Source organism: Actinomadura sp. B10D3 (assembly GCF_039871695.1).
GTDB lineage: Bacteria > Actinomycetota > Actinomycetes > Streptosporangiales > Streptosporangiaceae > Spirillospora > Spirillospora madurae.
The window spans coordinates 24,081-44,567 of record NZ_JBDPLY010000032.1; the positions used below are offsets into that span (position 1 = coordinate 24,081).

At 74.7% G+C, this 20,487-nt stretch carries 16 protein-coding genes; 6 read left to right on the plus strand and 10 right to left on the minus strand.

All coding sequences use genetic code 11. From position 1 onward, the window contains the following. Positions 1 to 173: 173 nt before the first annotated feature. Positions 174 to 2,675, plus strand: coding sequence for an ATP-dependent helicase HrpB (gene hrpB / locus ABGB11_RS34700; RefSeq protein ID WP_347639714.1), 2,502 nt, complete (start codon positions 174 to 176; stop codon positions 2,673 to 2,675). Here hrpB and ABGB11_RS34705 read toward each other — a convergent pair. Continuing rightward, the gene (locus ABGB11_RS34705; protein WP_347639715.1) at positions 2,662 to 3,411 is read right to left on the minus strand and encodes a TetR/AcrR family transcriptional regulator; all 750 of its coding nucleotides are present in this window, start codon (positions 3,409 to 3,411) and stop codon (positions 2,662 to 2,664) included. The genes hrpB and ABGB11_RS34705 overlap by 14 nt on opposite strands. 93 nt (positions 3,412 to 3,504) lie before the next feature. On the opposite strand from ABGB11_RS34705, the gene ABGB11_RS34710 reads away from it, so the two are divergent. Both ABGB11_RS34710 and ABGB11_RS34715 read left to right on the plus strand, forming a co-directional pair. Then, entirely contained in the window at positions 3,505 to 4,461 is a 957-nt protein-coding gene (locus tag ABGB11_RS34710) for an ATP-binding cassette domain-containing protein (RefSeq protein ID WP_347639716.1), read from the plus strand. Next, a complete protein-coding gene (locus ABGB11_RS34715; RefSeq protein WP_347639717.1) occupies positions 4,458 to 5,252 on the plus strand; it encodes an ABC transporter permease in 795 nt (264 codons plus the stop codon). The genes ABGB11_RS34710 and ABGB11_RS34715 overlap by 4 nt, the downstream gene beginning before the upstream one ends. Here ABGB11_RS34715 and ABGB11_RS34720 read toward each other — a convergent pair. The 3 genes from ABGB11_RS34720 to ABGB11_RS34730 all read right to left on the minus strand — a co-directional run bounded on the left by ABGB11_RS34720 (position 5,249) and on the right by ABGB11_RS34730 (position 7,336). Further along, positions 5,249 to 5,998, minus strand: coding sequence for a hypothetical protein (locus ABGB11_RS34720; RefSeq protein ID WP_347639718.1), 750 nt, complete (start codon positions 5,996 to 5,998; stop codon positions 5,249 to 5,251). The genes ABGB11_RS34715 and ABGB11_RS34720 overlap by 4 nt on opposite strands. A 127-nt stretch (positions 5,999 to 6,125) precedes the next feature. Next, positions 6,126 to 6,851 (minus strand): zf-HC2 domain-containing protein, encoded by a 726-nt coding sequence (locus tag ABGB11_RS34725; protein ID WP_347639719.1) that lies wholly within the window; start codon positions 6,849 to 6,851, stop codon positions 6,126 to 6,128. Then, entirely contained in the window at positions 6,848 to 7,336 is a 489-nt protein-coding gene (locus ABGB11_RS34730; RefSeq protein ID WP_207939555.1) for a sigma-70 family RNA polymerase sigma factor, read from the minus strand. The genes ABGB11_RS34725 and ABGB11_RS34730 overlap by 4 nt, the downstream gene beginning before the upstream one ends. Before the next feature lie 434 nt (positions 7,337 to 7,770). On the opposite strand from ABGB11_RS34730, the gene ABGB11_RS34735 reads away from it, so the two are divergent. The 3 genes from ABGB11_RS34735 (at position 7,771) to ABGB11_RS34745 (ending at position 9,723) form a co-directional block, all read left to right on the plus strand. Further along, a complete protein-coding gene (locus tag ABGB11_RS34735) occupies positions 7,771 to 8,448 on the plus strand; it encodes a hypothetical protein (protein ID WP_347639720.1) in 678 nt (225 codons plus the stop codon). 233 nt (positions 8,449 to 8,681) lie between these two features. Further along, positions 8,682 to 9,224 carry a CGNR zinc finger domain-containing protein gene (locus ABGB11_RS34740; RefSeq protein ID WP_347639721.1) on the plus strand — a complete coding sequence of 181 codons (543 nt, stop codon included), beginning with the start codon at positions 8,682 to 8,684 and terminating at the stop codon, positions 9,222 to 9,224. Positions 9,225 to 9,255: 31 nt separating this feature from the next. Beyond that, positions 9,256 to 9,723 (plus strand): SRPBCC family protein, encoded by a 468-nt coding sequence (locus ABGB11_RS34745; protein WP_347639722.1) that lies wholly within the window; start codon positions 9,256 to 9,258, stop codon positions 9,721 to 9,723. 118 nt (positions 9,724 to 9,841) lie between these two features. On the opposite strand, the gene ABGB11_RS34750 is transcribed toward ABGB11_RS34745, so the two are convergent. From ABGB11_RS34750 to ABGB11_RS34775, 6 genes are all read right to left on the minus strand, one after another. Then, complete coding sequence (locus ABGB11_RS34750) at positions 9,842 to 12,424, minus strand: GMC family oxidoreductase (RefSeq protein ID WP_347639723.1); 2,583 nt, start codon at positions 12,422 to 12,424, stop codon at positions 9,842 to 9,844. A 3-nt stretch (positions 12,425 to 12,427) separates the two neighbouring features. Beyond that, positions 12,428 to 13,522, minus strand: a complete 1,095-nt coding sequence (locus ABGB11_RS34755) for an alpha/beta fold hydrolase (protein ID WP_347639724.1) — start codon at positions 13,520 to 13,522, stop codon at positions 12,428 to 12,430. A gap of 135 nt (positions 13,523 to 13,657) precedes the next feature. Then, complete coding sequence (locus tag ABGB11_RS34760; RefSeq protein ID WP_347639725.1) at positions 13,658 to 16,600, minus strand: AAA family ATPase; 2,943 nt, start codon at positions 16,598 to 16,600, stop codon at positions 13,658 to 13,660. Positions 16,601 to 16,847: 247 nt separating this feature from the next. Beyond that, complete coding sequence (locus ABGB11_RS34765) at positions 16,848 to 18,227, minus strand: rhamnulokinase family protein (RefSeq protein ID WP_347639726.1); 1,380 nt, start codon at positions 18,225 to 18,227, stop codon at positions 16,848 to 16,850. Between the two features lie 203 nt (positions 18,228 to 18,430). Next, a complete protein-coding gene (locus ABGB11_RS34770; protein ID WP_347639727.1) occupies positions 18,431 to 19,051 on the minus strand; it encodes an LUD domain-containing protein in 621 nt (206 codons plus the stop codon). Beyond that, positions 19,048 to 20,472 (minus strand): LutB/LldF family L-lactate oxidation iron-sulfur protein, encoded by a 1,425-nt coding sequence (locus ABGB11_RS34775; protein ID WP_347639778.1) that lies wholly within the window; start codon positions 20,470 to 20,472, stop codon positions 19,048 to 19,050. Before ABGB11_RS34775 ends, ABGB11_RS34770 begins: the two co-directional genes overlap by 4 nt. Positions 20,473 to 20,487: the final 15 nt, after the last annotated feature.

Below are 20,487 nucleotides of genomic sequence, written 5' to 3' on the forward strand. Positions count from 1 at the left end.
GCCTGGTCAATCGTGCAGGGTTGGCACGGACGATTCGCGGGAAAACCCAGAATAGGCCGGGCGGAGTGCATGAAAGGCACGGTGCAAGTATCACCGCAACAAACACAGCCTTTTTCGCCGCAATTCATCGGGGCCGTTCCCGGGCCGGTGCGCCCGGGCGGCACACTGGGACGATGCACCTGAGCGCCGCCGAGAACCTCCCCGTCCGCCACGCCGTCCCCGCCCTGCGCGCGGCCCTGGACGACGGCGGCACGGCGGTGCTGGCCGCGCCTCCCGGCACCGGCAAGACGACCCTGGTCCCGCTCGCCCTCGCCGGGCTCGCCCTCGGCGGCCCGCACGCCGCCGGGACGGTGCTCGTGCTGGAACCGCGGCGCCTCGCCGCCCGCGCCGCCGCCCGCCGCATGGCCTGGCTCCTCGGTGAGCGCGTCGGCGGCCGGGTCGGCGTCACCGTGCGCGGCGAGTCCCGTCCCGGCTCCCGCGTCGAGGTCGTCACCACGGGCGTCGTCCTGCAGCGGCTCCAGTCCGAACCCGACCTCCCCGGCGTCGGCACGGTGATCCTGGACGAGTGCCACGAGCGGCACCTGGACGCCGACACCGCGCTGGCGTTCCTGCTGGACGTCCGCGCCACGGTCCGCCCCGACCTGCGGCTGGTGGCCGCGTCCGCCACCGCCGACACCGGGCCCTGGGCACGGCTCCTCGGCGGCGCGCCCGTCGTGGAGACCGAGGCGGCGCTGCACCCGGTCGAGACGGTCTGGGCGCCGCCGCCGCGCCCGGTCCCGCCGCCCCACGGCATGCGCGTCGACCCGGCCTTCCTCGCGCACGTCGCCGCGACCGTCCGGCGGGCCGTGGCCGAACGCGACGGCGACGTCCTGTGCTTCCTGCCCGGCGTCGGGGAGATCGCCCGCGTCGCCGGGATGCTCGTCGGCGCCGGGGCCGACGTCCTGCAGATCCACGGGCAGGCGCCCCGGTCCGTGCAGGACGAGGTGCTCGCGCCCTCCTCCCGCCGCCGGATCGTGCTGGCCACCTCGGTCGCCGAGTCGAGCCTCACCGTGCCCGGCGTCCGGACCGTCGTGGACTCCGGCCTCGCCCGCGAGCCCCGCACCGACCACGCCCGCGGCCTCGGCTCCCTCACCACCGTCCGCGCGTCCCGCGCCACCGCCGCGCAGCGTGCCGGCCGCGCCGGGCGGGAGGCTCCGGGCGCGGTGTACCGGTGCTGGACGGAGGCCGAGCACGACCGCCTCCCCGCCCGGCCACGCCCCGAGATCGAGCTGGCCGACCTCGCCGGCTTCGCGCTCCAGGCGGCCTGCTGGGGCGACCCCGGCGCGAGCGGCCTCGCCCTGCCCGACCCGCCCCCGCCCGCCGCCATGGACGCCGCCCGCGCCACCCTGCGCGCCCTCGGCGCGGTGTCCTCCCGAGGCGCCACCGACCGGGGCTGCAGGCTGGCCCGCGTCGGGCTGCACCCGCGCCTCGCCCGCGCCCTGGTCGACGGCGCCGGCGAGGTCGGCGCCCGCGCCGCGGCCGAGGTCGTCGCGCTGCTCTCCGAGCCCCCGCCCCGCGCCGCCGGCGACGACCTGACCGCCGCCTGGCGCGCCCTGCGCCGCCGCGGCCGTCCCGCCGACGCCCACGCCGCCCGCTGGCGGGACGAGACCGCCCGCCTGGAGAAGGCGCTCGCCTCCGCGTCTCCGGGCGGCGGGCCCCGCGGGCGGGACGAGGACGACCGGGTGGCCGGAGTCGTGGTGGCGCTGGCGTTCCCCGAACGGGTGGCGCGCAGGCGGGGCGGCGGGTACCTCATGGCGTCCGGGACGGGGGCCGTCCTCGCGGACGGGTCGGCGCTGGCCGGAGTGCGGCCGGAGTGGCTCGCGGTGGCGGCGGCCGACCGCCCGGCCGGGTCGGCGTCGGCGCGGGTGCGGCAGGCCGTCGTGATCGGCGAGGACGTGGCGCGGTCGGCCGCGGCGCCGCTGCTCGGCGCGGACGAGGAGGTCGCGTGGCGGGATGGGGACGTGGTCGCGCGCCGCGTCGAGCGGCTCGGCGCGATCGAGCTGGACGTCCGGCCGCTGCGGGGGCCCGACCCGGCGGCGGTGCGGGCCGCGCTGCTCGACGGGGTCCGCGCCGAGGGGCTGGGCCTGCTCACCTGGACCCCGGCGGCCGCCGCGCTCCGCGAGCGGCTGGCGTTCCTACGCGGCGCGCTCGGGGACCCCTGGCCCGCCGTCGACGACGCGGCGCTGCTGGAGCGGCTCCCGGAATGGCTGGCGGGAGCGCGGCGCCGCGCCGACCTGGCACGGGTCGACGTCGCCGCCGTGCTGCGGGGGCTCCTGCCCTGGGAGCAGGCCGCGCGGCTGGACGAGTACGCGCCGGAGCGGATCGAGGTGCCATCGGGGTCGCGGATCCGCGTCGACTACTCGGGCGAGCAGCCCGTCCTGGCCGTGAAGCTGCAGGAGCTGTTCGGCTGGGAGGAGGTGCCGAGGCTCGCGGGCGGGCGGGTGCCGCTGGTGGTGCACCTGCTGTCCCCGGCTGGGCGCCCGGCCGCGGTCACCGCCGACCTGGCCTCGTTCTGGCGCGAGGGCTACAAGGCGGTCCGGGCGGAGCTGCGCGGCCGGTACCCGAAGCACCCGTGGCCCGAGGACCCGGCACGGGCCTCCCCGACGAAGCGGACGAAACGGGCTAGCGGGAGTTGATCAGTACCTCGATGCCGTCCAGGACGCGGGCGAGGCCGAACTCGAAGGCGCGCCGGGGCGCGACGGCGGCGTTGTACTCCTGCCCGGCCGCGGTGCCGACGCGGGTGCCGATCGGGTAGTCGGCCTCGTCGACGAGCTCGGCGAGCAGCGGCGCGGTGGCCTCCCACCACTCCAGGTCGCTGATGCCGCTGCGGCGCTCGGCCTCGGCGGCGTTGACCGAGACGCGGGCGGCGCTCTCGGCGAAGCCGGTGACGAGCGCGACGACCGAGTCCATCTCCACGTCGGTGAGGCCGAGGCCTTCCACGGCGCGCAGCTCGAACTCGTACTTGGCGAGCGTGTTAGGGCCCATCGGCGGGCGCGCGAGCGTCACCCGCAGCAGCCACGGGTGGCGGTGGTACAGCGCCCAGCCGTCCTCGGCGATGTGCTCCAGCCTGGCCCGCCACGTGTCCTGTTCCGGAGGCGTCAGCTCACCGAACGCGCGGTCGACCATGACGTCGATCAGCTCGGCCTTGCCGGGGACGTAGGTGTAGATCGACATGGGGGACACGCCGAGCTCGTCGGCGATCCGCCGCATGGACGGCGCCTCCAGCCCCTCGGCGTCGGCCAGGGCGATCGCCGTCCGGACGATGTCCTCCGGGGTCAGTCGCGGTTTGGGCCCCCGCCTGGAGCGCGCCTTTACGCCCCACAGGAGCTCCAGACTGCGTTTCGGGTCCCCGCCCCCGCTGTACTCGGTCACGCCGGGATCCTCTCAGGGATGAAACTCTGTACTCCGTACGCTATATTGGCCGGGACAGTAATTCCGTACAGCGTACATAGTTTGGAGGACGGGGTGACGGAACCACGGCTCGCGGTGGCCGCCGAAGGCCTGCGCAAGCGCTACGGCGACACCGAGGCCCTGGCGGGGCTCGACCTGCGCGTCCCCGCCGGCACCGTGCACGGGCTGCTCGGCCCGAACGGCGCGGGCAAGACCACCGCCGTCCGGATCCTGACCACGCTCGCCCGGCCGGACGGCGGCACCGCCCGCGTCGCCGGGCACGACGTGGTCCGCGAGCCGGACGAGGTGCGGCGCCGGATCGGGCTCGTCGGGCAGCACGCGGCGGTCGACGAGATCCTCGGCGGCCGGCAGAACCTCGTCATGTTCGGCCGCCTCCACCACCTCGGCGCGAAGGAGGCGCGGCGGCGCGCCGACGAGCTGCTGGAGCGGTTCCGGCTGGCCGACGCGGCCGCCAAGCCCGCCGGGGAGTACTCGGGGGGCATGCGGCGGCGGCTCGACCTTGCCGCGTCCATGATCCTCGCGCCGCCGGTGCTGTTCCTGGACGAGCCGACCACCGGCCTCGACCCGCGCAGCCGGGGCGAGGTGTGGGAGGCGATCCGGGCGCTGGTCGGCGGCGGCACGACCGTCCTGCTCACCACCCAGTACCTTGAGGAGGCCGACCGGCTCGCCTCCGGCATCTCGGTGATCGACCGCGGCCGCGTCATCGCCGAGGGCACCCCCGACGCGCTGAAGTCGCGGCTCGGCGGCGACCGCATCGAGGTCGTCCTGGACGATCCCGGGTCGCTCACCGCCGCCGCGGGGATCGTCGGGAAGGTCGCCTCCGGCGAGGTGGACGTCGACGCCGAGGCCCTGCGCGTCGGGGCGCCGGTGTCCGGCCGGGCCGCCGCGCTGACCGAGACCGTCCGGGCCCTGGACGAGGCGGGCGTCGCCGTCGCCGACATCGGCCTGCGCCGACCCACCCTGGACGAGGTGTTCCTGCACCTGACGGAGAAAGAGGAGGTGCCCTCATGAGCGTCCAGACGTTGCGGTGGGCCGTTGCCGACGGGCGGACCCTGACCGGGCGGGCCCTCGCCCACTGGGCGCGCAGGCCGGGCGAGGTCGCGGTCGGGCTGCTGTTCCCGGTGATGGTCGTGCTGATGATGGGCTACCTGTTCGGCGGCCAGATGGACGTGCCCGGCGGCGGGAGCTACCGCGCGTTCATCGTCCCCGGCATGTTCGCCCTCACGATGGCGTTCGGTGTCGAGACCACGTTCACCGCGGTCGCGAGCGACGCGGCCAAGGGCGTGACGGACCGGTTCCGGTCGATGCCGATGTCGCCGTCCGCGGTCGTGGTGGGGCGCGCCACCGCCGACATGCTGCACTCGGTCGTCGCCCTTGCCGTCATGGCGGCGTGCGGCGTGCTCATCGGCTGGCGCGTCCACGACGGCGCCGCGCGGGCCCTCGCCGGGCTCGGGCTGCTGCTGCTCCTGCGGTTCGCGCTGATCTGGCTCGGCGTCTACCTCGGCCTGGTCGCCAAGGGGCCGGAGTCGGTGGCGGCGATCCAGATCCTGGTGTGGCCGATCGGGTTCCTGTCCAGTGCCCTGGTCGCGCCGAGCACGATGCCGGGCTGGCTCGGCGCGATCGCCGACTGGAACCCGATGTCGGCGACCGTGACGGCGTGCCGCGACCTGTTCGGCGACCCGGTCACGGGCGGATCGTGGGCGGCGCAGCACAGCCTGGCGCTCGCGGTGGCGTGGCCGCTGGTGATCGCGGCGGTGTTCGTCCCGCTGTCGGTCCGCCGCTACCGCGCCCTCGGCCGCTAGGGGAGCAGGGACGCCCGGTGCCGCGCCAGCGCGAGCGCCGGGTAGCACGCCTCGGGCAGAGGCTCCGCGTGTCCCTTGCGGGGGGACGACCCCCCACGCCCCCCGGGACTCGAAGCATCGAGAGCCGCGCGGAGCCTCGCCCCCACGGCCGCGGCCTCGTACGGCTGGACGACGCACAGCTCGGCCTGCATCGCCTGCCGCGCGGCCGACATCAGCGCCGGGACGTCGCCCACGATCACGACCTCCGCCGGGACGTCGCCGTGGGACAGCCGGACGGCCAGCGCGTGCATCCCGGCGGTTCCGGCGTCCTCGTAGCGGAACTCGCAGACCAGGCGGTCGCCGTCCAGCGGCCCTTCCTGGATCAGCCACGCCTGGCCGGGGACGGCCCGCCCGAGCGAGCCCTCCCAGGGCGCCGCCGGGACGTCGCCGAGGCCGTCCGCCGCGCGCCCCGCCGCCCGGCGGGCCTCCGCCGGGCCGATCGCGGCGAGCGCCCGCAGGAACGTCCGGGCGCCCGGCGTCGCCGCCGCCCGCAGGCAGCCGATCAGGTCGCCGAGCGCGGCACGCCGCCCCTGGGCGTGCGGGGCCGCCGCCTCAAGATCGCCGAGCCGCGCGGACGTCCACACCTCCGCCTGCAGCGGGCCCGGCAGCGCGGGCAGGGCGTCCGCCTCCCGGACGTAGGCGGCGTACACCTCGCGCAGCCCCGGCAGCATCAGCCCGGGGCCCGCGGACGGCCGGATCGCACTCACCGCACCAGCCTATGAGACCCGTGCCGTACGTGACGCAGCCCCATGGGACGTGACGCAGCGGCGCGTCCGCGCGGCCGGTGCGGCCGGGCCGGCGTGGACGCGCCGCGGGTCCTGGCGAAGCTCGAGTCTAGGCGGGGACGGTGAGCAGCGTGCGGCCCTCGCCGATCGTCCGGACCTCGAACCGGCTGATCTCCTGCGGCCGCAGGGCCGTGCCGCCCTGCACCGCGAGCCGCGGCTGCGCCGAGCCCGGCAGCCCGTAGCCCTTGGCCGGGACGGCCCAGCCGACGACGGTGTGGGCCTTGCCGTCCTTGCCCACCGCGACCAGCTCGCAGCGCAGCGGCCCGTCCACCTTGCTGAGCTGGAGCCCGACGCGGCTGCCCCACGCCTTCTGCTGCATCGCGACCGTGCCGGTGACGCCGGTGCCCTCGTCGGAGGCCGACATCAGCCGGCCCTCGCGCATCAGCGCGGCGGTGTCGCCGTCCTGACCGGCCGGCGCCCGCTCGCGGTCGGCCCCGAGGGTGAACCCGGTGCCGGCCGCGCCGCCGAGCAGCACGATCCCGGCCGCCGCGGCGGCCAGCGACCTGGCGGCGCGGTGCCGCCTCCGGCGGCGGATGCGGTGCCGCATCATGTCGGTGACCACCGCGGGCTCCGGCGGCGCGGGCATCGCGTCCACCGGGTCGTCGATCGGGCCGATGCCGTCCAGCGTCTCCGCCAGCCCGCGGAGCGCACCCAGCTCCTCGTGGCAGGAGTAGCAGGTCGACAGGTGGGCCTCGAAGGCGCGGCGGTCGGGCTCCTCCAGCAGGCCGAGGGCGTAGGCGCCGACGTCGACGTGCGGCATGTCCGGCGCTCTCATGGCGTCACGCCCCTCTCCTCCAGGGCGACGCGGAGCGCCCTGAGCGCGTAGTAGACCCGGGACTTCACGGTGCCCACGGGGATGCCGAGCTGCTTGGCGGCCTCGTTGACCGAGCGGTCCCGGAAGAACGTCTCGTTGAGGATCTCGCGGTGGGCGGGGGACAGCGCGAGGAGTGCTTCGGACACGACGACGGAGCGCAGCAGATCCTCCAACCCGTCGGGCACGCGCATGTTCTCCAGCGGGCCCTCGCCCGCCTCCTGCGGCCGTGCGTTCTTGCGGCGCTGGTCGTCGATGACGATCCGGCGGGCGACCGTCGCGAGCCACGGCAGCAGGGAGGCCGCGTTCTCGTCGAGCTGGTGCGCGCTGCGCCACGCGCGGATCATCGTCTCCTGCACGACGTCCTCGGCCCAGTGCCGGTCGCCGCCGGTGAGACGGAGGACGAACGACAGCAGCGGACGGCCGTACACGCGGTACAGCTCGGTCACGATCACCTGGTCGTCGACGCCCCCGGCGGGCTGCGGGCCGCGGAACCAGCTCCACGGTCCGGGAGGGCGTTCGCGGGTGGCCGACGCGGCGGCCGGTGATCTGTGGGCCATCGGGGGTCTCCGGGCGGGTGCGAGGGGAGGGTCGACGCGGTGACCGTGGGTGTCACGTTGGGAGGCAGTACGGGACCCCTGGGCCCGCCGGTTCAACTGAGACCGCTTCGAGGTGAATTTTCCAGTTGATCCCTTACTAGTTCGCCACCTTTTCCTTACCCCTGGGGCCGGGCGTCCCCCGGACCGCGTCTCAGGTTCGCAAGGGGGACGGCAGGATCCGAACGCCCGCGCCAGGGTCTTCGTCGGGGGGCACATTCATTCCGGTGGTGGAGCGAATGAGGGCGCCGAGCCCATTTGCCCAACCGATGACGAGGGGCGGCAGAGTGAAGGGAAACGGGGAAGCACAGCTCAGCTACCGCCTGCTGGCGGCGGTGGACATCCAGGGGTACAGCCGGCGCGACACCCGCGAGCAGTTGCGCGCGCAGCGGCTGCTCTCGGACGCGCTCGACCGCGCGGCGCGGGGCGTCGGCCTCGACCGCGCCGGCTGGGACAAGCAGGTCGGCGGGGACGGGGAGCTCGCCACGCTGCCCGAGGGGGTCGACCCGGCGACGGTGGCCGGCGACTTCGTGATCGGCCTCGACGAGGCGCTGGGCGAGGCCAACGAGGACGCCGGCCGGTTCCGGCTGCGGGTGCGGCTGGCGCTGCACCACGGCACGCTCACCGCCGGGCCGTTCGGCCCGGCCGGCGACGCGCCGATCGTCGTCCAGCGGCTGCTGGACGCGACGCCGCTGCGCCGCCTGCTGGCCGACGACGAGGACCGCGACCTGGCCTACGTCGTGTCGGACTCGCTGTTCGACGACGTCGTGCGGACCGGGTTCTGCTCCCTGCCGCCGGGGGAGTTCCACGCGGTCAAGGTCGTCGCCAAGGGCGCGTCGTTCCGCGGCCACATCCTCACCGGCTGCGCGGCCCGCCCCGGCGCGCGGTCCGCGCGGGGCGGCCCGGACCCGGGGCTCGTCCCGCACGCCCGCGTCCTGGACTTCCCGGCCCTCGCCGTGAGGTGAAGGCAGGGCGAGCGAGTCCGCGGCCGGGCGGAGGGCCGCTGGGTCGCCGCCCGTTCGCGCAGCGCGCCCTCCAGCCGGTCCAGGCCGGGCGTCCCGGGGTCGGCGTTCAGGTCGTCCGCGTGCAGGCCGTCGCCGACCCTCCTGTAACTGTCATGTAGCCTTTGACCAGTGACAGGCTGGCTCGGAAGGGTGTAACTGGTCAAGTGGACTTCAACAGTCATACCGATGTCGTGGTGGCGTCCACCGTGAAGCTCGTCAACGGGCTGACCGAGGGGGAGCGGCGCGGCCGGCCCTACACGCTGCCCACCGGGGAGGGCCTCGTCGCCGTGGCCACGGAGGTCCTCCAGGGCATCAGCGGGCGCAGCGGCCTGACCGCCGACGAGGCCGCCGAGCTGGCCGCCGTCGCCCGCGAGCTGCGCGTGGTGTTCGAGGCCGTCGCCGCCGGCGACGTGGACACCGCCGCCGGGCAGCTGAACCGGCTGCTGGCGCAGACCCGGGCCAGGCCCCGGCTGGAACGCCACGACGGCCAGCCGTGGCACCTGCACTTCCCCGGCGCGGGCGGTACCCTGACCGCCGACTGGGGTGCCTCCTGCGCGACCGGCCTCGCGGTCGTCCTCGGCGGCGAGATGTACGACCGCCTCGGCGTCTGCACCGCGCCGCACTGCGACCGCGTCTACGTCGACACCTCCCGCAACGGCACCCGCCGGTTCTGCGGCACCGCCTGCCAGAACCGCGTCAAGGCCGCCGCGTTCCGCGCCCGCGCCCACTCCTCCTGACACCCCGCCAACGGCGGTGTAGCGTGTGGCGATGATCCAGGCCACCGCCACCACCACCGCCGCGCCCGAGGATCTGTTCCGGCACCTGGCCGTCCCCGAGGCATGGGGGGCCTGGGGCAGATTCCCCACGTCGGCCAGGCAGGCGCGCAAGGGCGACACGACCACCTACGGGGTCGGGACGGTCAAGAAGATCTGGCCGGCCAGCGAGCAGACCGTCGCCTACGAGCCCTACACGCACTTCGGCTACATCGCGCTGAAGGGGCTCCCCGTCCGCCGCTACCGCTCCGACGTCCACCTGGAGAACGGCGAGCAGCCGGAGAACGGCGGGCAGCGCACGCTCATCCGGTGGGAGGCCACGTTCGAGCCGCTGATCCCCGGAACCGGCGCGCTGGTCGGGTTCGGGCTGCGGCTGATGCTGAAGACGTTCGTCAAGTGGCTGCCCGCGCACGTCGAGGACTGCCCCGCCGACTGCCCCGCCCGTCGCGCCGGGGACATCTGACCCCAGAAGGGCCGGAGGCCGCGCGACCCCCCGCGCGACCTCCGGCGAAAAAGGTGCAGGCCGAGAGCACCCCGCAGTTCCCTCGGCCTGCACGACCTTGGCCCCCCTCGGACCCCTCTCAGGCGGGGTCCGGGCCGTAGACCTCCCACAGCTCCCCGGCGAAGAACCTGCCGAAGTCGAGCAGCTTGCCCGCCCCGTCCGGGCCCGACGTGCGGAACGTCGTGAGCTGCCGCGCGAAATCCGTCAGCTGGATGTGCAGCACGCCCGCCGCGACGATCTCGGCCGCCTCCTCCTCGTCCTCGCCCACGTGCCCGTCCAGCAGCCGCACGTAGAGCGTGCTGGTGTCCGGCCAGATCCGCGTCGGCGGCCCGTGCAGGACGTTCTTGTGCCCGCTCAGCGTGCGCGGCCTGTCCTCCCCGTCGGTGTAGAACAGCCGGTACTTCATCAGCCGGCGGTCGTCCTCGGTGTCGGCGACGAACAGGTTGAACGTGCCCTTCTCGACCGGGCGGCGACCGCCGTCGCCGGCCGCCTCCACCCAGCCCTCGGCCTTCGCCTCGTGCTCGGCCTCGGCCAGGAACCGGTCGGTGTCCTCCGCGGTGATCGTCAGCCGGAACGCCAGGTGCCGCCGCCCCTCGGCCAGCTCGCCGATCCGCGAATCGGTCTCGCCGTAGGTGACGAAGCCCTTCATCTCCTCGGTGAACGACAGCGACGTACGGCCGGCAGCCGCATGGGACGGTCCCCCTGTCCCATCGCGACTCCCCGATACCGGACCGTACGCCGTGTGGGGGGACGACCCCCCACACCCCCCGGAAACCGACTCGTACGCCGTGTGGGGGGACGACCCCCCACACCCCCCGGAAACCGACTCGTACGCCGTGTGGGGGGACGACCCCCCACGCCCCCCGGAAACCGACTCGTACGCCGAGCCGTTCTCCCCCCCGCCCCCGCCTGGCGAGCCGGGTCCCCCGACCGGCTCGGCCCCCGTGGCGGACGGGACGGTTGTCGTGGAACCGCTCGCACCCCGTCGTGCGGACGAGCTCTCTAGCAGCCGCGTCGCCAGCCGATCGGCGTGCGCGGCGATGGTGAGCGAGGGGTTCGGGCCCACCGGACCCGGCATCGCCGCCCCGTCGGCGATGTACAGGCCCGGGAACCCGAACACCTCGCCGAAGGCGTCGCAGACGCCCTCGTCCAGGTGGGCGCCCATAGGGGCGCCGCCCAGCGGATGGACCGTGATGATCCGCTTGCGGAACCACATCGGATTGTCGGCGTAGTGGGCGCCGAGCACGTCCGCGATTCCCTGCATCGTCCTGCGGACCCGGGCGAACAGCTCCTCGCTGGTCTCCGCCGTCCAGTCGGCGGCGAGCCGGCCGTCCTTCAGCCGCAGCCGCCCGTCGGCGGTGTCGCGCCCCATCCCGAGCAGCGGCAGCGAGCTGACGGTCAGCGCCCCGTCGCCGATCAGGTCGGAGATCTCCTTGGACAGGTTGGTGTCCGGCGCGTCCCGGAAGAAGTCGGTGAACCGGTTCCACAGGAACTTCACCGCGCGCTCGAAGTCGTTGCCGACGTCGAAGCCGTCGACGATCCAGTCGGTGAACCCCGGGTACCCGCCGTCCTCGATGTAGGCGCCGCGGCCCGCGCCGGACACGCCGTCCAGCTCGTCCGGCAGCCGGATCGCCGTGGTGATCACCGGGCCGCGGCTGGCGTTCAGCGGCCGGACCCGGTTGCGGTCCTTGGCCCGCATCAGGAACGTCAGCAGGTCGCCGTTGCCGCTGAACCGGGTGCCGAGCGCGTCGCTCAGCCCGGGGAACGCCTCCCGCGACTTCAGCAGCAGGAACGTCGTGCCGTAGGTGCCGGCGCCCAGGACCAGCCGGTCGCAGGAGATCGTCTGGATCGGCAGGCGGGGCTTCTTGGCCCGCAGGTCCGCGTGGTGGACGTAGTCGACCTCGTACCCGCCGCCCGGCCGCGGCCGGATCGCCTTGACCTCGTGGGAGGTGCGGATGTCGGCGCCGTGGTGCGCCGCGGCCGACAGGTAGGTGTGGTCGAGGCTGTTCTTGGCGCCCTCGTTGCAGCCGATGTCGCACTCGCCGCACAGCCGGCACGTCCGCCGGGGGGCGCCGTGGATGTTGCCGTACCCGGCGTCCACGATCGGCAGGCTCAGGCCGGGCGTGCCGCCGGGCCGGGAGGCGAAGCTGACCGCGAGCGGAGGCAGCGTGCACTGCAGGCCGAGCTCGGCCGCCGCGTCCTGCATCGCGTGCGTCTTCGGAGTGTCGTCGAACGGCACCTGCTCCAGCGGGTACGGCGTCGCGCCCATCATCTTCTCGACCGCGTCGTAGTGCGGGTCGAGGTCGGCGCGGGAGATCGGCCACGACTCGTACCCGCCGCCGGGCAGCGGCTGGTCGTGGACGAACCAGCGCTCGTCCTTGCGCAGCAGCACGTTCGCGTAGATCAGGGAGCCGCCGCCCAGCCCCGAGGAGACGACGGAGTCGCAGCCCTTGAAGCTCCACACGTCGAACATCCCGTACAGCCCGGCGGCCGGGTCCCAGAACGCCCGCCCCATCTCCGAGGGCGAGCGCGGGAAGGCGCCCGGCGGGTACGGCTGGCCGCGCTCCATCAGCACCACCCGCCGGCCCGCCTCGGCCAGCCGGTAGGCGGCGACGGATCCGCCGAAGCCGGACCCGACCACGACGGCGTCCACGTGCTCCATGCGTCAGCCCGCCTTCCGCTTGAGGAAGTCGAGCACCTGCGGCAGCACCTCGATGTCGATGCTCTTGCCCATGAAGACGTCCTGGTGGCCATAGCCCGGCAGGATCGCCAGCTCGTGCCGGCCCGGCGCGATCCTCTCCAGGGTGCGGTGGCAGACGATGTTGGAGTCGGTGAACACGTTGTTGCGGTCTCCGGTGAGGAACAGGATCGGCGTGGCGACCTCGGCGGCGCCGGCCAGGTAGTCGTCCGGCAGGCTCGCGTGCCGGGGAGAGCGGGGGGCGTACTTCACCGCGCGGCCGGCCTTCACCATCGCGTGGATGTGCCGGTAGTAGTGGACGTTGCACGCCCCGAACAGGTCGGGCAGGCGCCCGTGCGTGACCGGCGACATCTTCTCGTGCGTGAAGATCGGCTCGCCGCCGCCCCACATGAAGCTGAGCATGTGGCAGGCGGGCTCGGAGCAGTCGCGGTGGAACGGCGAGACGGCCTTGGCGAGCGTCCAGCCCCGGGTGAGCACGGGTGCGGCGCCGTAGCGCGGGTCGAGATGGCACGGTCCGACGACGTACTCCATCAGCGCCGGCCCGTACGCGAGCTTGACCCTCGACCAGAGCGGCGTCCGCGGCGTCAGCGAGACGCTGTTGCAGACGAGGCTGGTGACCCCGGTGACGGTCCCGGCGAACAGGGCCATGGAGAACGAGATGGCGCCCAGGCAGTGGGAGATCACGTGCACGCGCCGGTCCCCGATGTGGCGGCGCAGCTCGGCCATCGCCGCCGGGTGGTCGAAGAGCGCGATGTCGTCGAGGTTGTAGCGCTGGGTCTCGGCGTTGTAGGGGAACCGGCCGCTCATCCGGAAGTCCAGCGCCCACACGTCGCCGAACCCGGCGTCGTGCAGGTAGTTCACCAGGTTGGTGTGCTCCGGCATGATGTACATGTCGCTGGACGTCGTCAGGCCGTGCACCAGCAGGACCACGTCGTCGCAGTCGGCGCGGCGGAACCGGCTCAGGGTCAGGCCGAGGCCGTCCCCCGTCGCGAAGGGGTGCACGGACACCTCGGCGTCGCCGACGCCCGCGTGCGTGAAGCGCGCGATCCGCTGCTGGTCCATGGTGATCCCTCCGGCGTTTCCGACGCCCCAACCTTGCCAAACCCGCATATCGGCGCGGCATCGTGGAGAACCCGTACTTACGTGCGCCGCGGGGTTTGGCGCGCGTACGGGACGTACGTGATGTAAGAGTCGGATCTAGTCGGAACGGTTCATTGCGGTCGCGACACCGACGCGCGAGGAGACGCCGATCTTGGCGAACACGCGGGAGAGATGGGTCTCCACCGTCCGGACGCTGAGGAACAGCTGCTCGGCGATCTGCTGGTTGCTCTTGCCCTCGGCGACCAGCAGCGCGATCTCGTGCTCGCGCGGCGACAGCCCGAACGGCAGGTCCTTCCCGGCGGTCTTCGGCCGGCCCTGGGGCGCGGGCGTGGTCGGCACCCGGACGCCGAGGCGGCGCTGCTCGCGGGCGGTCTGGGCCAGCAGCCCGCGCATCCCGCACGCCTCGAAGATCTCCGCCGCCGCGCGCAACCGCTCGCGGGCCGCGGCGCGCTCGCCGGCGGCCGCGTGCGCGAGGCCGGCGGCCAGCTCGGCGCGGCCGGCCTCGGGCCGGCGGCCCGCCTTCGCGAGCAGGCCCGCGGCCTCCGCGGCCAGCGCGGCCGAGCCGGCCGGGTCGCTCGCCCGGACGGCGTGCGCGCGGGTCAGCCTGGCCAGCCCGATGTCGCCGGTCAGCGCCGGGTTGGCGATCGTGTCGGCGATGCCGGCCCACGCGTCGGCGTCGTCGTGGTCCTCCTGCGCGGCGCGGACGGCCGCCAGCGCCTCGGCGCAGATCACCAGCGTGCTGAAGTCCAGGCCCTGGGTGCCGTCGCCGCACGCGGCGATCAGCGCGGCCGCGCCCTCCTCCAGCCGCCCCTCGTTGATCACCGCGATGGCGCGTGCGACGTGCGCCATGTGGGTCCACCACTCGCCCGAGCCGGTGTCGTTGGCGACGGCCTCGTCCCCGGCGCGGACCGCCCGCTCGTGGTCGCCGATCCAGCTCGCCGTGAGGCACTGCTGGATCAGCCCGTAGGCCAGCACCTCCTTGGACCGCAGGTCGCGGCCGACGGCGGTGGCCTCGTCGGCGACCGCGGAGGCCTCCTCCAGCCGCCCGACCTGGGCCAGGACGCGCGACTGCCCGGCCAGCATGTAGCCGAGGATGAAGGTCTGGCCCGTCGTCCGGGTGATCGACACCAGCCGCTCGACGTGCCGCAGCGCCTCGTCGTACATGCCGAGGAACGACTCGGCGAACACCAGCCAGGCGAAGCAGTCCAGGCAGTCGGCGAAGTCGTTGTCGGACGCGGCGGAGAACAGCTGGTCGGCGGTCCGCGCGTAGGCGATCGCCTCGTCGATCTCGCCCCGCCCGTACGACACGATCGGGCGCATCGACGCCACCGCCGCGGTCAGCCCGGGGCCCCAGCCGGGGTCGCGCTCGGGGATGCTGTCCAGGACGGCCTGCGACCCGCGGGTGTCGATCTTCTGGATGCGGTCGGCGACGAGCCGGATCCGCAGCAGCACCGCCTCGGGCGTCTGCCGGTCGGTGATGCGGCGCAGCTCGTCCAGCACCAGGGCGCGCGCCTCGTGGATCCGGCCGAGCTGGCGCTCCATCACCGCGCACATGTGCACGGTGCGGGCGCGGCGGACGGTGTCGTCGGGCGGCAGCAGGCCGAGCAGGGTGCGGGCGCTGTCGCGGCCCTCCTCGGCGTGGCCGCTGACCGCCTGCGCGTGGGCCAGCTCGACCAGCAGCGCGAGGCGGTCCGGGTAGGCGGCGTCGGCGCCGTCGGGCATCAGGTCGAGGGCGGCCTGCAGCCAGTACGCGGCGGTGCCGGGTGCCTGCTGCGCCACGACGCGCGCGGCCTCCACCAGCGTCCGGATCGCCTCGGCGTCGCCGAACCGCGCCGACCGCACCACGTGATGGGCGCGCACGGCGGCCGGGGCGCCCAGCTCGGCCAGCCGCGAGGAGACCCGCGAGTGCGCGGCGATCCGCCAGCCGGCCGCCGTGGAGGCGTAGGCGACGTGCCGCACGAGGGGGTGCCGGAACCGGAACCGGCCGCCCGGCGCGGGCCGCACCACGTCGTGGCCGGTCAGCACGTCCAGGGCGGTGAGCGCGGCGTTCTGCTCCATCTCGGCGGCGACGGCGGCGAGCGCGGGCTCGAACACGTCCGCGGCGACGGCGGCGCCGCGCGCCATCCGCAGCGCCTCGGGCGGCAGCGCGCTCAGCTCCACCTGCAGCGCCGCCCGCACCGGCGGCGGCACCTCGGTCAGGCTCGCCACGCCCTTCTGCCAGCTCTGCCGGTCGATGCCGTCGCCGCCCGCCGGGGCGGCCCCGTCGGGCATCTTCGACAGCGCCTCCAGGTAGAAGGGGTTGCCGCCGCTGGCCTTGAACAGGGCCCTGCACCGGGTGCCACTGACGTCCGGGCCGAGGAACTCCCTGACCTCGCTCTCGCTGAGCGGGTCGGCGGCGATCCGCACGCCCTGCGGGCCGGCCGCGTCCACCAGCGCCGCCAGCCGCGGCGAGGCCTGCGCGGGCCGGTAGGCGACCGCGACCAGCACCCGGCCGCGCGGCGGATGCCGGACGAGATGGTCCAGCAGCTCGATGGTCGCGTCGTCGGCCCAGTGCAGGTCGTCCAGGATCAGCACCAGCCCGGACGGCTCGGCCAGGTCCTCCAGGAGGTGCCGGACGGTCCGGTGCAGCTGGTAGCGCGCCGTCCGGGACTCCGGGGAGGCGGCGGGCGGCTCGCCGGTAATGTCGGCGAGCGCCGGGAACACCGTGCCGAGCAGCCGCAGCGCGCCGGGCGACAGGTGCAGGGTCTGGTCTTCGAGGTGGTCGTCGAGGGCGTCGACCACGGCGCCGAACGGCATCTCCTGCTCGAACTCGGCCGCCCGTCCCGCCACGCACGGCAGCTTGCGCGCGCCCGCGGCGTCCGCCAGCTCGTTGAGCAGCCGCGACTTGCCCGCGCCGGGCTCGCCGACCATCGCCAGGAAACCGTAGCCGCCCTCGGCCGCGTCCAGCACACGGTCGATCTCGCGCAGCGCGTCGCGCCGGCCGACCAGCGGAGCGTTGCCGGGCCGCCCCCCGGCGCCGCGGGCCGCACGACCCTCCATGCTCACACCCCACCAGGCGGTCGATACGCCGTGATCCTGCTCGTCGTCGTGGTCCCTGAGAACTGGCGGACTTACCTTATCGGGTGGAACGTCAATAAGGGGGGGCAACACGCCCCCGCCCGCGAGGGGTCCCCGCAGGCTCGTCTCCTCCGTCCATTAGCAATGAACGGCCCTCGGGCGCCCCATGTCAACCTTGGGAAGGTAAACCGTCCCGGCACCGTGACATCGGGGTGCCCTGAGGCACGGGTCAGCCCTCCAGCCCCAGGCGGGCGGCAGCTTCCCTCCAGCGCGCCTCGTCCCCGGACGGTGTGTAGCGGCGGACGTCCTGGGTCGCGGCCACCAGCGCGCGGCACTCGGCCAGGTCGCCGACCGCGCCGTGGGCGCGGGCCTGGATCAGGACGTTCCCGAGCGCGGTCGCCTCGACCGGGCCCGCCACCACCGGCAGGCCGCTGGCGTCGGCGGTCAGCCGGCACAGCAGGTCGTTGCGGCTGCCGCCGCCGACCAGATGGACGACGTCGACCTCCCGGCCCGAGAGGCGGGACGCCTGGCGGAGCGTGGCGCGGTGCGCCAGGGCGAGGCTGTCCAGGATGCAGCGGACGGTCTCGGCCCGGGTCGACGGCTCGGGGAACCCCCGGCGGCGGCAGTGCGCGGCGATCCGGGCGGGCATGTCGCCGGGCGGCAGGAACTCCGGGTCGTCGGGGTCGACGAGGGAGCGCAGGCCCGGGACCTCCGCGGCCTCGGCGAGCAGGGCGGGCAGGTCCGGACCGCCCCAGGTGCGCAGGGACTCCTGGAGCAGCCACAGCCCCATCACGTTCCGCAGGTAGCGGACCGTCCCGTCGACGCCGCCCTCGTTGGTGAAGTTGGCCTTGCGGCTCGCCTCGGTCAGGACGGGCGCGTCCAGCTCCACCCCGACCAGCGACCAGGTGCCGCACGAGATGTAGGCGAACCGGTCCGTCGTCGCGGGCACGGCGACGACCGCGGACGCGGTGTCATGGGAGCCGACGGCCGTGACGGGCAGGGCGCCGTGGCCGGTCTCGGCCGCCACGTCCGGCCGGAGCGCGCCGATCACCGAGCCGGGGTCGCGCAGCGGCGGGAGGATCGCCGCCGGCAGGTCCAGCCGGTCGACGAGCTCGCGCGACCAGGTGCCGTCGCGGACGTCGAGGAGGCCGGTCGTGGACGCGTTCGTCCGCTCCGCGCCGATCTCGCCCGTCAGCCAGTAGGCCAGCAGGTCCGGGACCAGGAGAAGCGTGCCCGCCGCGGCCAGGTCGTCCGCCGCCAGCTGGTAGATCGTGTTGAACGGCAGGAACTGCAGGCCGGACGCCTGGTAGAGCAGGTCGTCGCCCAGCTCGGCGCGGATCCGCTCCATCACCCCGGCCGTGCGGCCGTCGCGGTAGTGGACGGGATTGCCGAGCAGGTCGCCGTCCGCGTCCAGCAGGCCGTAGTCGACCGCCCACGAGTCGATGCCGGCCGACACCAGGCCGGACGGCGCGGCGCGCAGGCCGTCCAGGACGTTGCCGTAGAGGCCGAGGATGTCCCAGTACAGGGTGCCGTTGACCCGGACCGGGCGGTTCGCGAAGCGCCTGACCTCGTCCAGGGCGAGGGTCCCCGGCCCGACGCGCCCCGCCATCACACGGCCGCTCGAAGCCCCAAGGTCGACGGCGGCGAATGTCGCCTCGCTCGCCCCGTCCTGCTGGGGGGCGACCCCCCACGCCCCCCGGTTCGCTTCGCTCGCCCCTTCCTGTGGGGGGGCGACCCCCCACGCCCCCCGGTTCGCTTCGCTCGCCCCTTCCTGTGGGGGGGCGACCCCCCACGCCCCCCGGTTCGCTTCGCTCATTTAACGACCAACACCTCCAGCGTCCTCGGACCGTGCACGCCTTCGACTCGCGAAAGCTCGATGTCGCTCGTGGCGGATGGGCCCGACACGAACGTCAGCGGGCGCCTCGGGTCAAGCCGTTCGAGCGCCTCCGGCACGTCCGGGGCGACCTGGTCCGCCAGGACGACGATCAGGTGGTAGTCGGGGACGAGCGACAGCGCGCGCGGCCCCTGCGCGGCGCCGTGGTCGAGCACGATCGTGCCCGTCTCGGCGATGGCGGCGGCGCAGCCGGTGACCGCGCCCGCGAGCCCGTCCAGGGACGGGACCGACGGGTCGCGGACGATCACGTCCCCCGCTGCGGACGTCCACTCCTCCGGCAGATCGGACGGGACGCCGTACGAGCCGGGACGGGCCGAGAGCCGCTCCGCGACCGTCGCGGCGACCTCTGCCGGGGTGACCCGCAGGACCGTCGCCCGGTAGTGGGCGACCCGCTCGGCGAACAGGTCGAGCACGCCGTCCTCGTGGTGGCGGCGCAGGTAGCCGCGGTCGATCCGGTCGTAGGAGGCGGCGACGTCGGAGGCCGGGCGGGCGGGCATCACCCGCTCGATCCGGCCGAGGATCTCCTCGCGTGCGTTCACGTGTCCTTCCCCTCCTCGCGGCCGCCGTTCGTGCGGGCCCACCAGGTGCGGAACGACTCGGGCGGCGGCGCGGGCGCGTCCCGCGTCTCGGTCCACGCGTTCAGCGGGCCGGGCAGCCGCCGGATCCGGCCGCGGCGCGCGACGGCGCGGCGGCTCGCGGACGCGGCGCGCTGCGCGAGCGCCAGCCGGGTGGGGGAGCGCAGCGTCCACCCGGCCGCCGCCATCGCCACCCGCTCCAGCGGATGGCGCGGGCCCTTCTCGACGGCGCGGGCCCGCAGGTGGACGAGCACCTCCGGGATGTCGATCGCGACCGGGCACGCCTCGAAGCACGCCCCGCACAGCGACGACGCGTAGGGCAGCGAGGCGTCCACCTTCGATCCGATGCCCCTGATCTGCGGGGACAGGATCGCGCCGATCGGCCCCGGATACGGCGACCCGTAGGCGTGGCCGCCCGCGCGCTGGTAGACCGGGCACACGTTCAGGCACGCGGAGCAGCGGATGCAGCGCAGCGCCTGCCGGCCCACCTCGTCGGCCAGCGTGTCCGTGCGGCCGTTGTCGAGCAGGACGAGGTGGAAGTCGCGCGGGCCGTCGCCGGGGGAGACGCCCGTCCAGGTGGAGGTGTAGGGGTTCATCCGCTCGGCCGTCGACGATCGGGGCAGCAGCTGCAGGAACACCTCCAGGTCCCGCCAGCTGGGCACGATCTTCTCCACGCCCATCACCGAGATCAGCGTCTCGGGGAGCGTCAGGCACATCCGCCCGTTGCCCTCCGACTCCAGCACGACGAGCGAGCCGGTGTCGGCGACCGCGAAGTTCACCCCCGACACCCCGACCTTCGCCGACAGGAACTTGGCGCGCAGGTGCCGCCGGGCGGCCTCGGCCAGTTCGGCGGGGGAGTCGGTGAGGCCCTCCGGCGCGTCCTCCATCGTGCGCAGGAAGATGTCGCGGATGTCGGACCGGTTCCGGTGGATCGCCGGGACGAGGATGTGCGACGGGCGGTCGTCCCCGAGCTGGACGATCAGCTCGGCGAGGTCGGTCTCGTAGGCGGTGACGCCCTCCTCGGCGAGGAACTCGTTGAGGCCGATCTCCTGCGTGGCCATCGACTTGACCTTGACGACCTCGGTCTCGCCGGTCGCCTTCACCAGGTCGGCGACGATCCGGTTGGCCTCGGCCGCGTCCCGCGCCCAGTGCACCGTCCCGCCGGCCTCGGTGACCTTCTCCTCCAGCAGCCGCAGGTAGTGGGAGAGGTTCTCCAGGACGTGGTCCTTGATCTGCTTGCCCGCCTCGCGCAGCGCGGCCCAGTCGTCCAGCTCCGCGACCGCGGAGGCGCGCCGCCCCCGGATCGTCGTGGTCGCGTGCGCCAGGTTGCCGCGCAACCGGGTGTCGGCCACCGCGCGCCGGGCGGCGTCCGGGAAGGACGGCATCCCGACATAGGTCGG

Excerpts from the sequence above, each read along its gene's own strand:
- ABGB11_RS34715 (WP_347639717.1), top strand. The coding sequence starts at position 4,458 with ATGAGCGTCCAGACGTTGCGGTGGGCCGTTGCCGACGGGCGGACCCTG.
- ABGB11_RS34725 (WP_347639719.1), bottom strand. The coding sequence starts at position 6,851 with ATGAGAGCGCCGGACATGCCGCACGTCGACGTCGGCGCCTACGCCCTC.
- ABGB11_RS34755 (WP_347639724.1), bottom strand. The coding sequence starts at position 13,522 with ATGGACCAGCAGCGGATCGCGCGCTTCACGCACGCGGGCGTCGGCGAC.
- ABGB11_RS34765 (WP_347639726.1), bottom strand. The coding sequence starts at position 18,227 with ATGGCGGGGCGCGTCGGGCCGGGGACCCTCGCCCTGGACGAGGTCAGG.
- ABGB11_RS34745 (WP_347639722.1), top strand. The coding sequence starts at position 9,256 with ATGATCCAGGCCACCGCCACCACCACCGCCGCGCCCGAGGATCTGTTC.
- ABGB11_RS34760 (WP_347639725.1), bottom strand. The coding sequence starts at position 16,600 with ATGGAGGGTCGTGCGGCCCGCGGCGCCGGGGGGCGGCCCGGCAACGCT.
- hrpB (WP_347639714.1), top strand. The coding sequence starts at position 174 with ATGCACCTGAGCGCCGCCGAGAACCTCCCCGTCCGCCACGCCGTCCCC.
- ABGB11_RS34750 (WP_347639723.1), bottom strand. The coding sequence starts at position 12,424 with ATGGAGCACGTGGACGCCGTCGTGGTCGGGTCCGGCTTCGGCGGATCC.
- ABGB11_RS34775 (WP_347639778.1), bottom strand. The coding sequence starts at position 20,472 with ATGCCGTCCTTCCCGGACGCCGCCCGGCGCGCGGTGGCCGACACCCGG.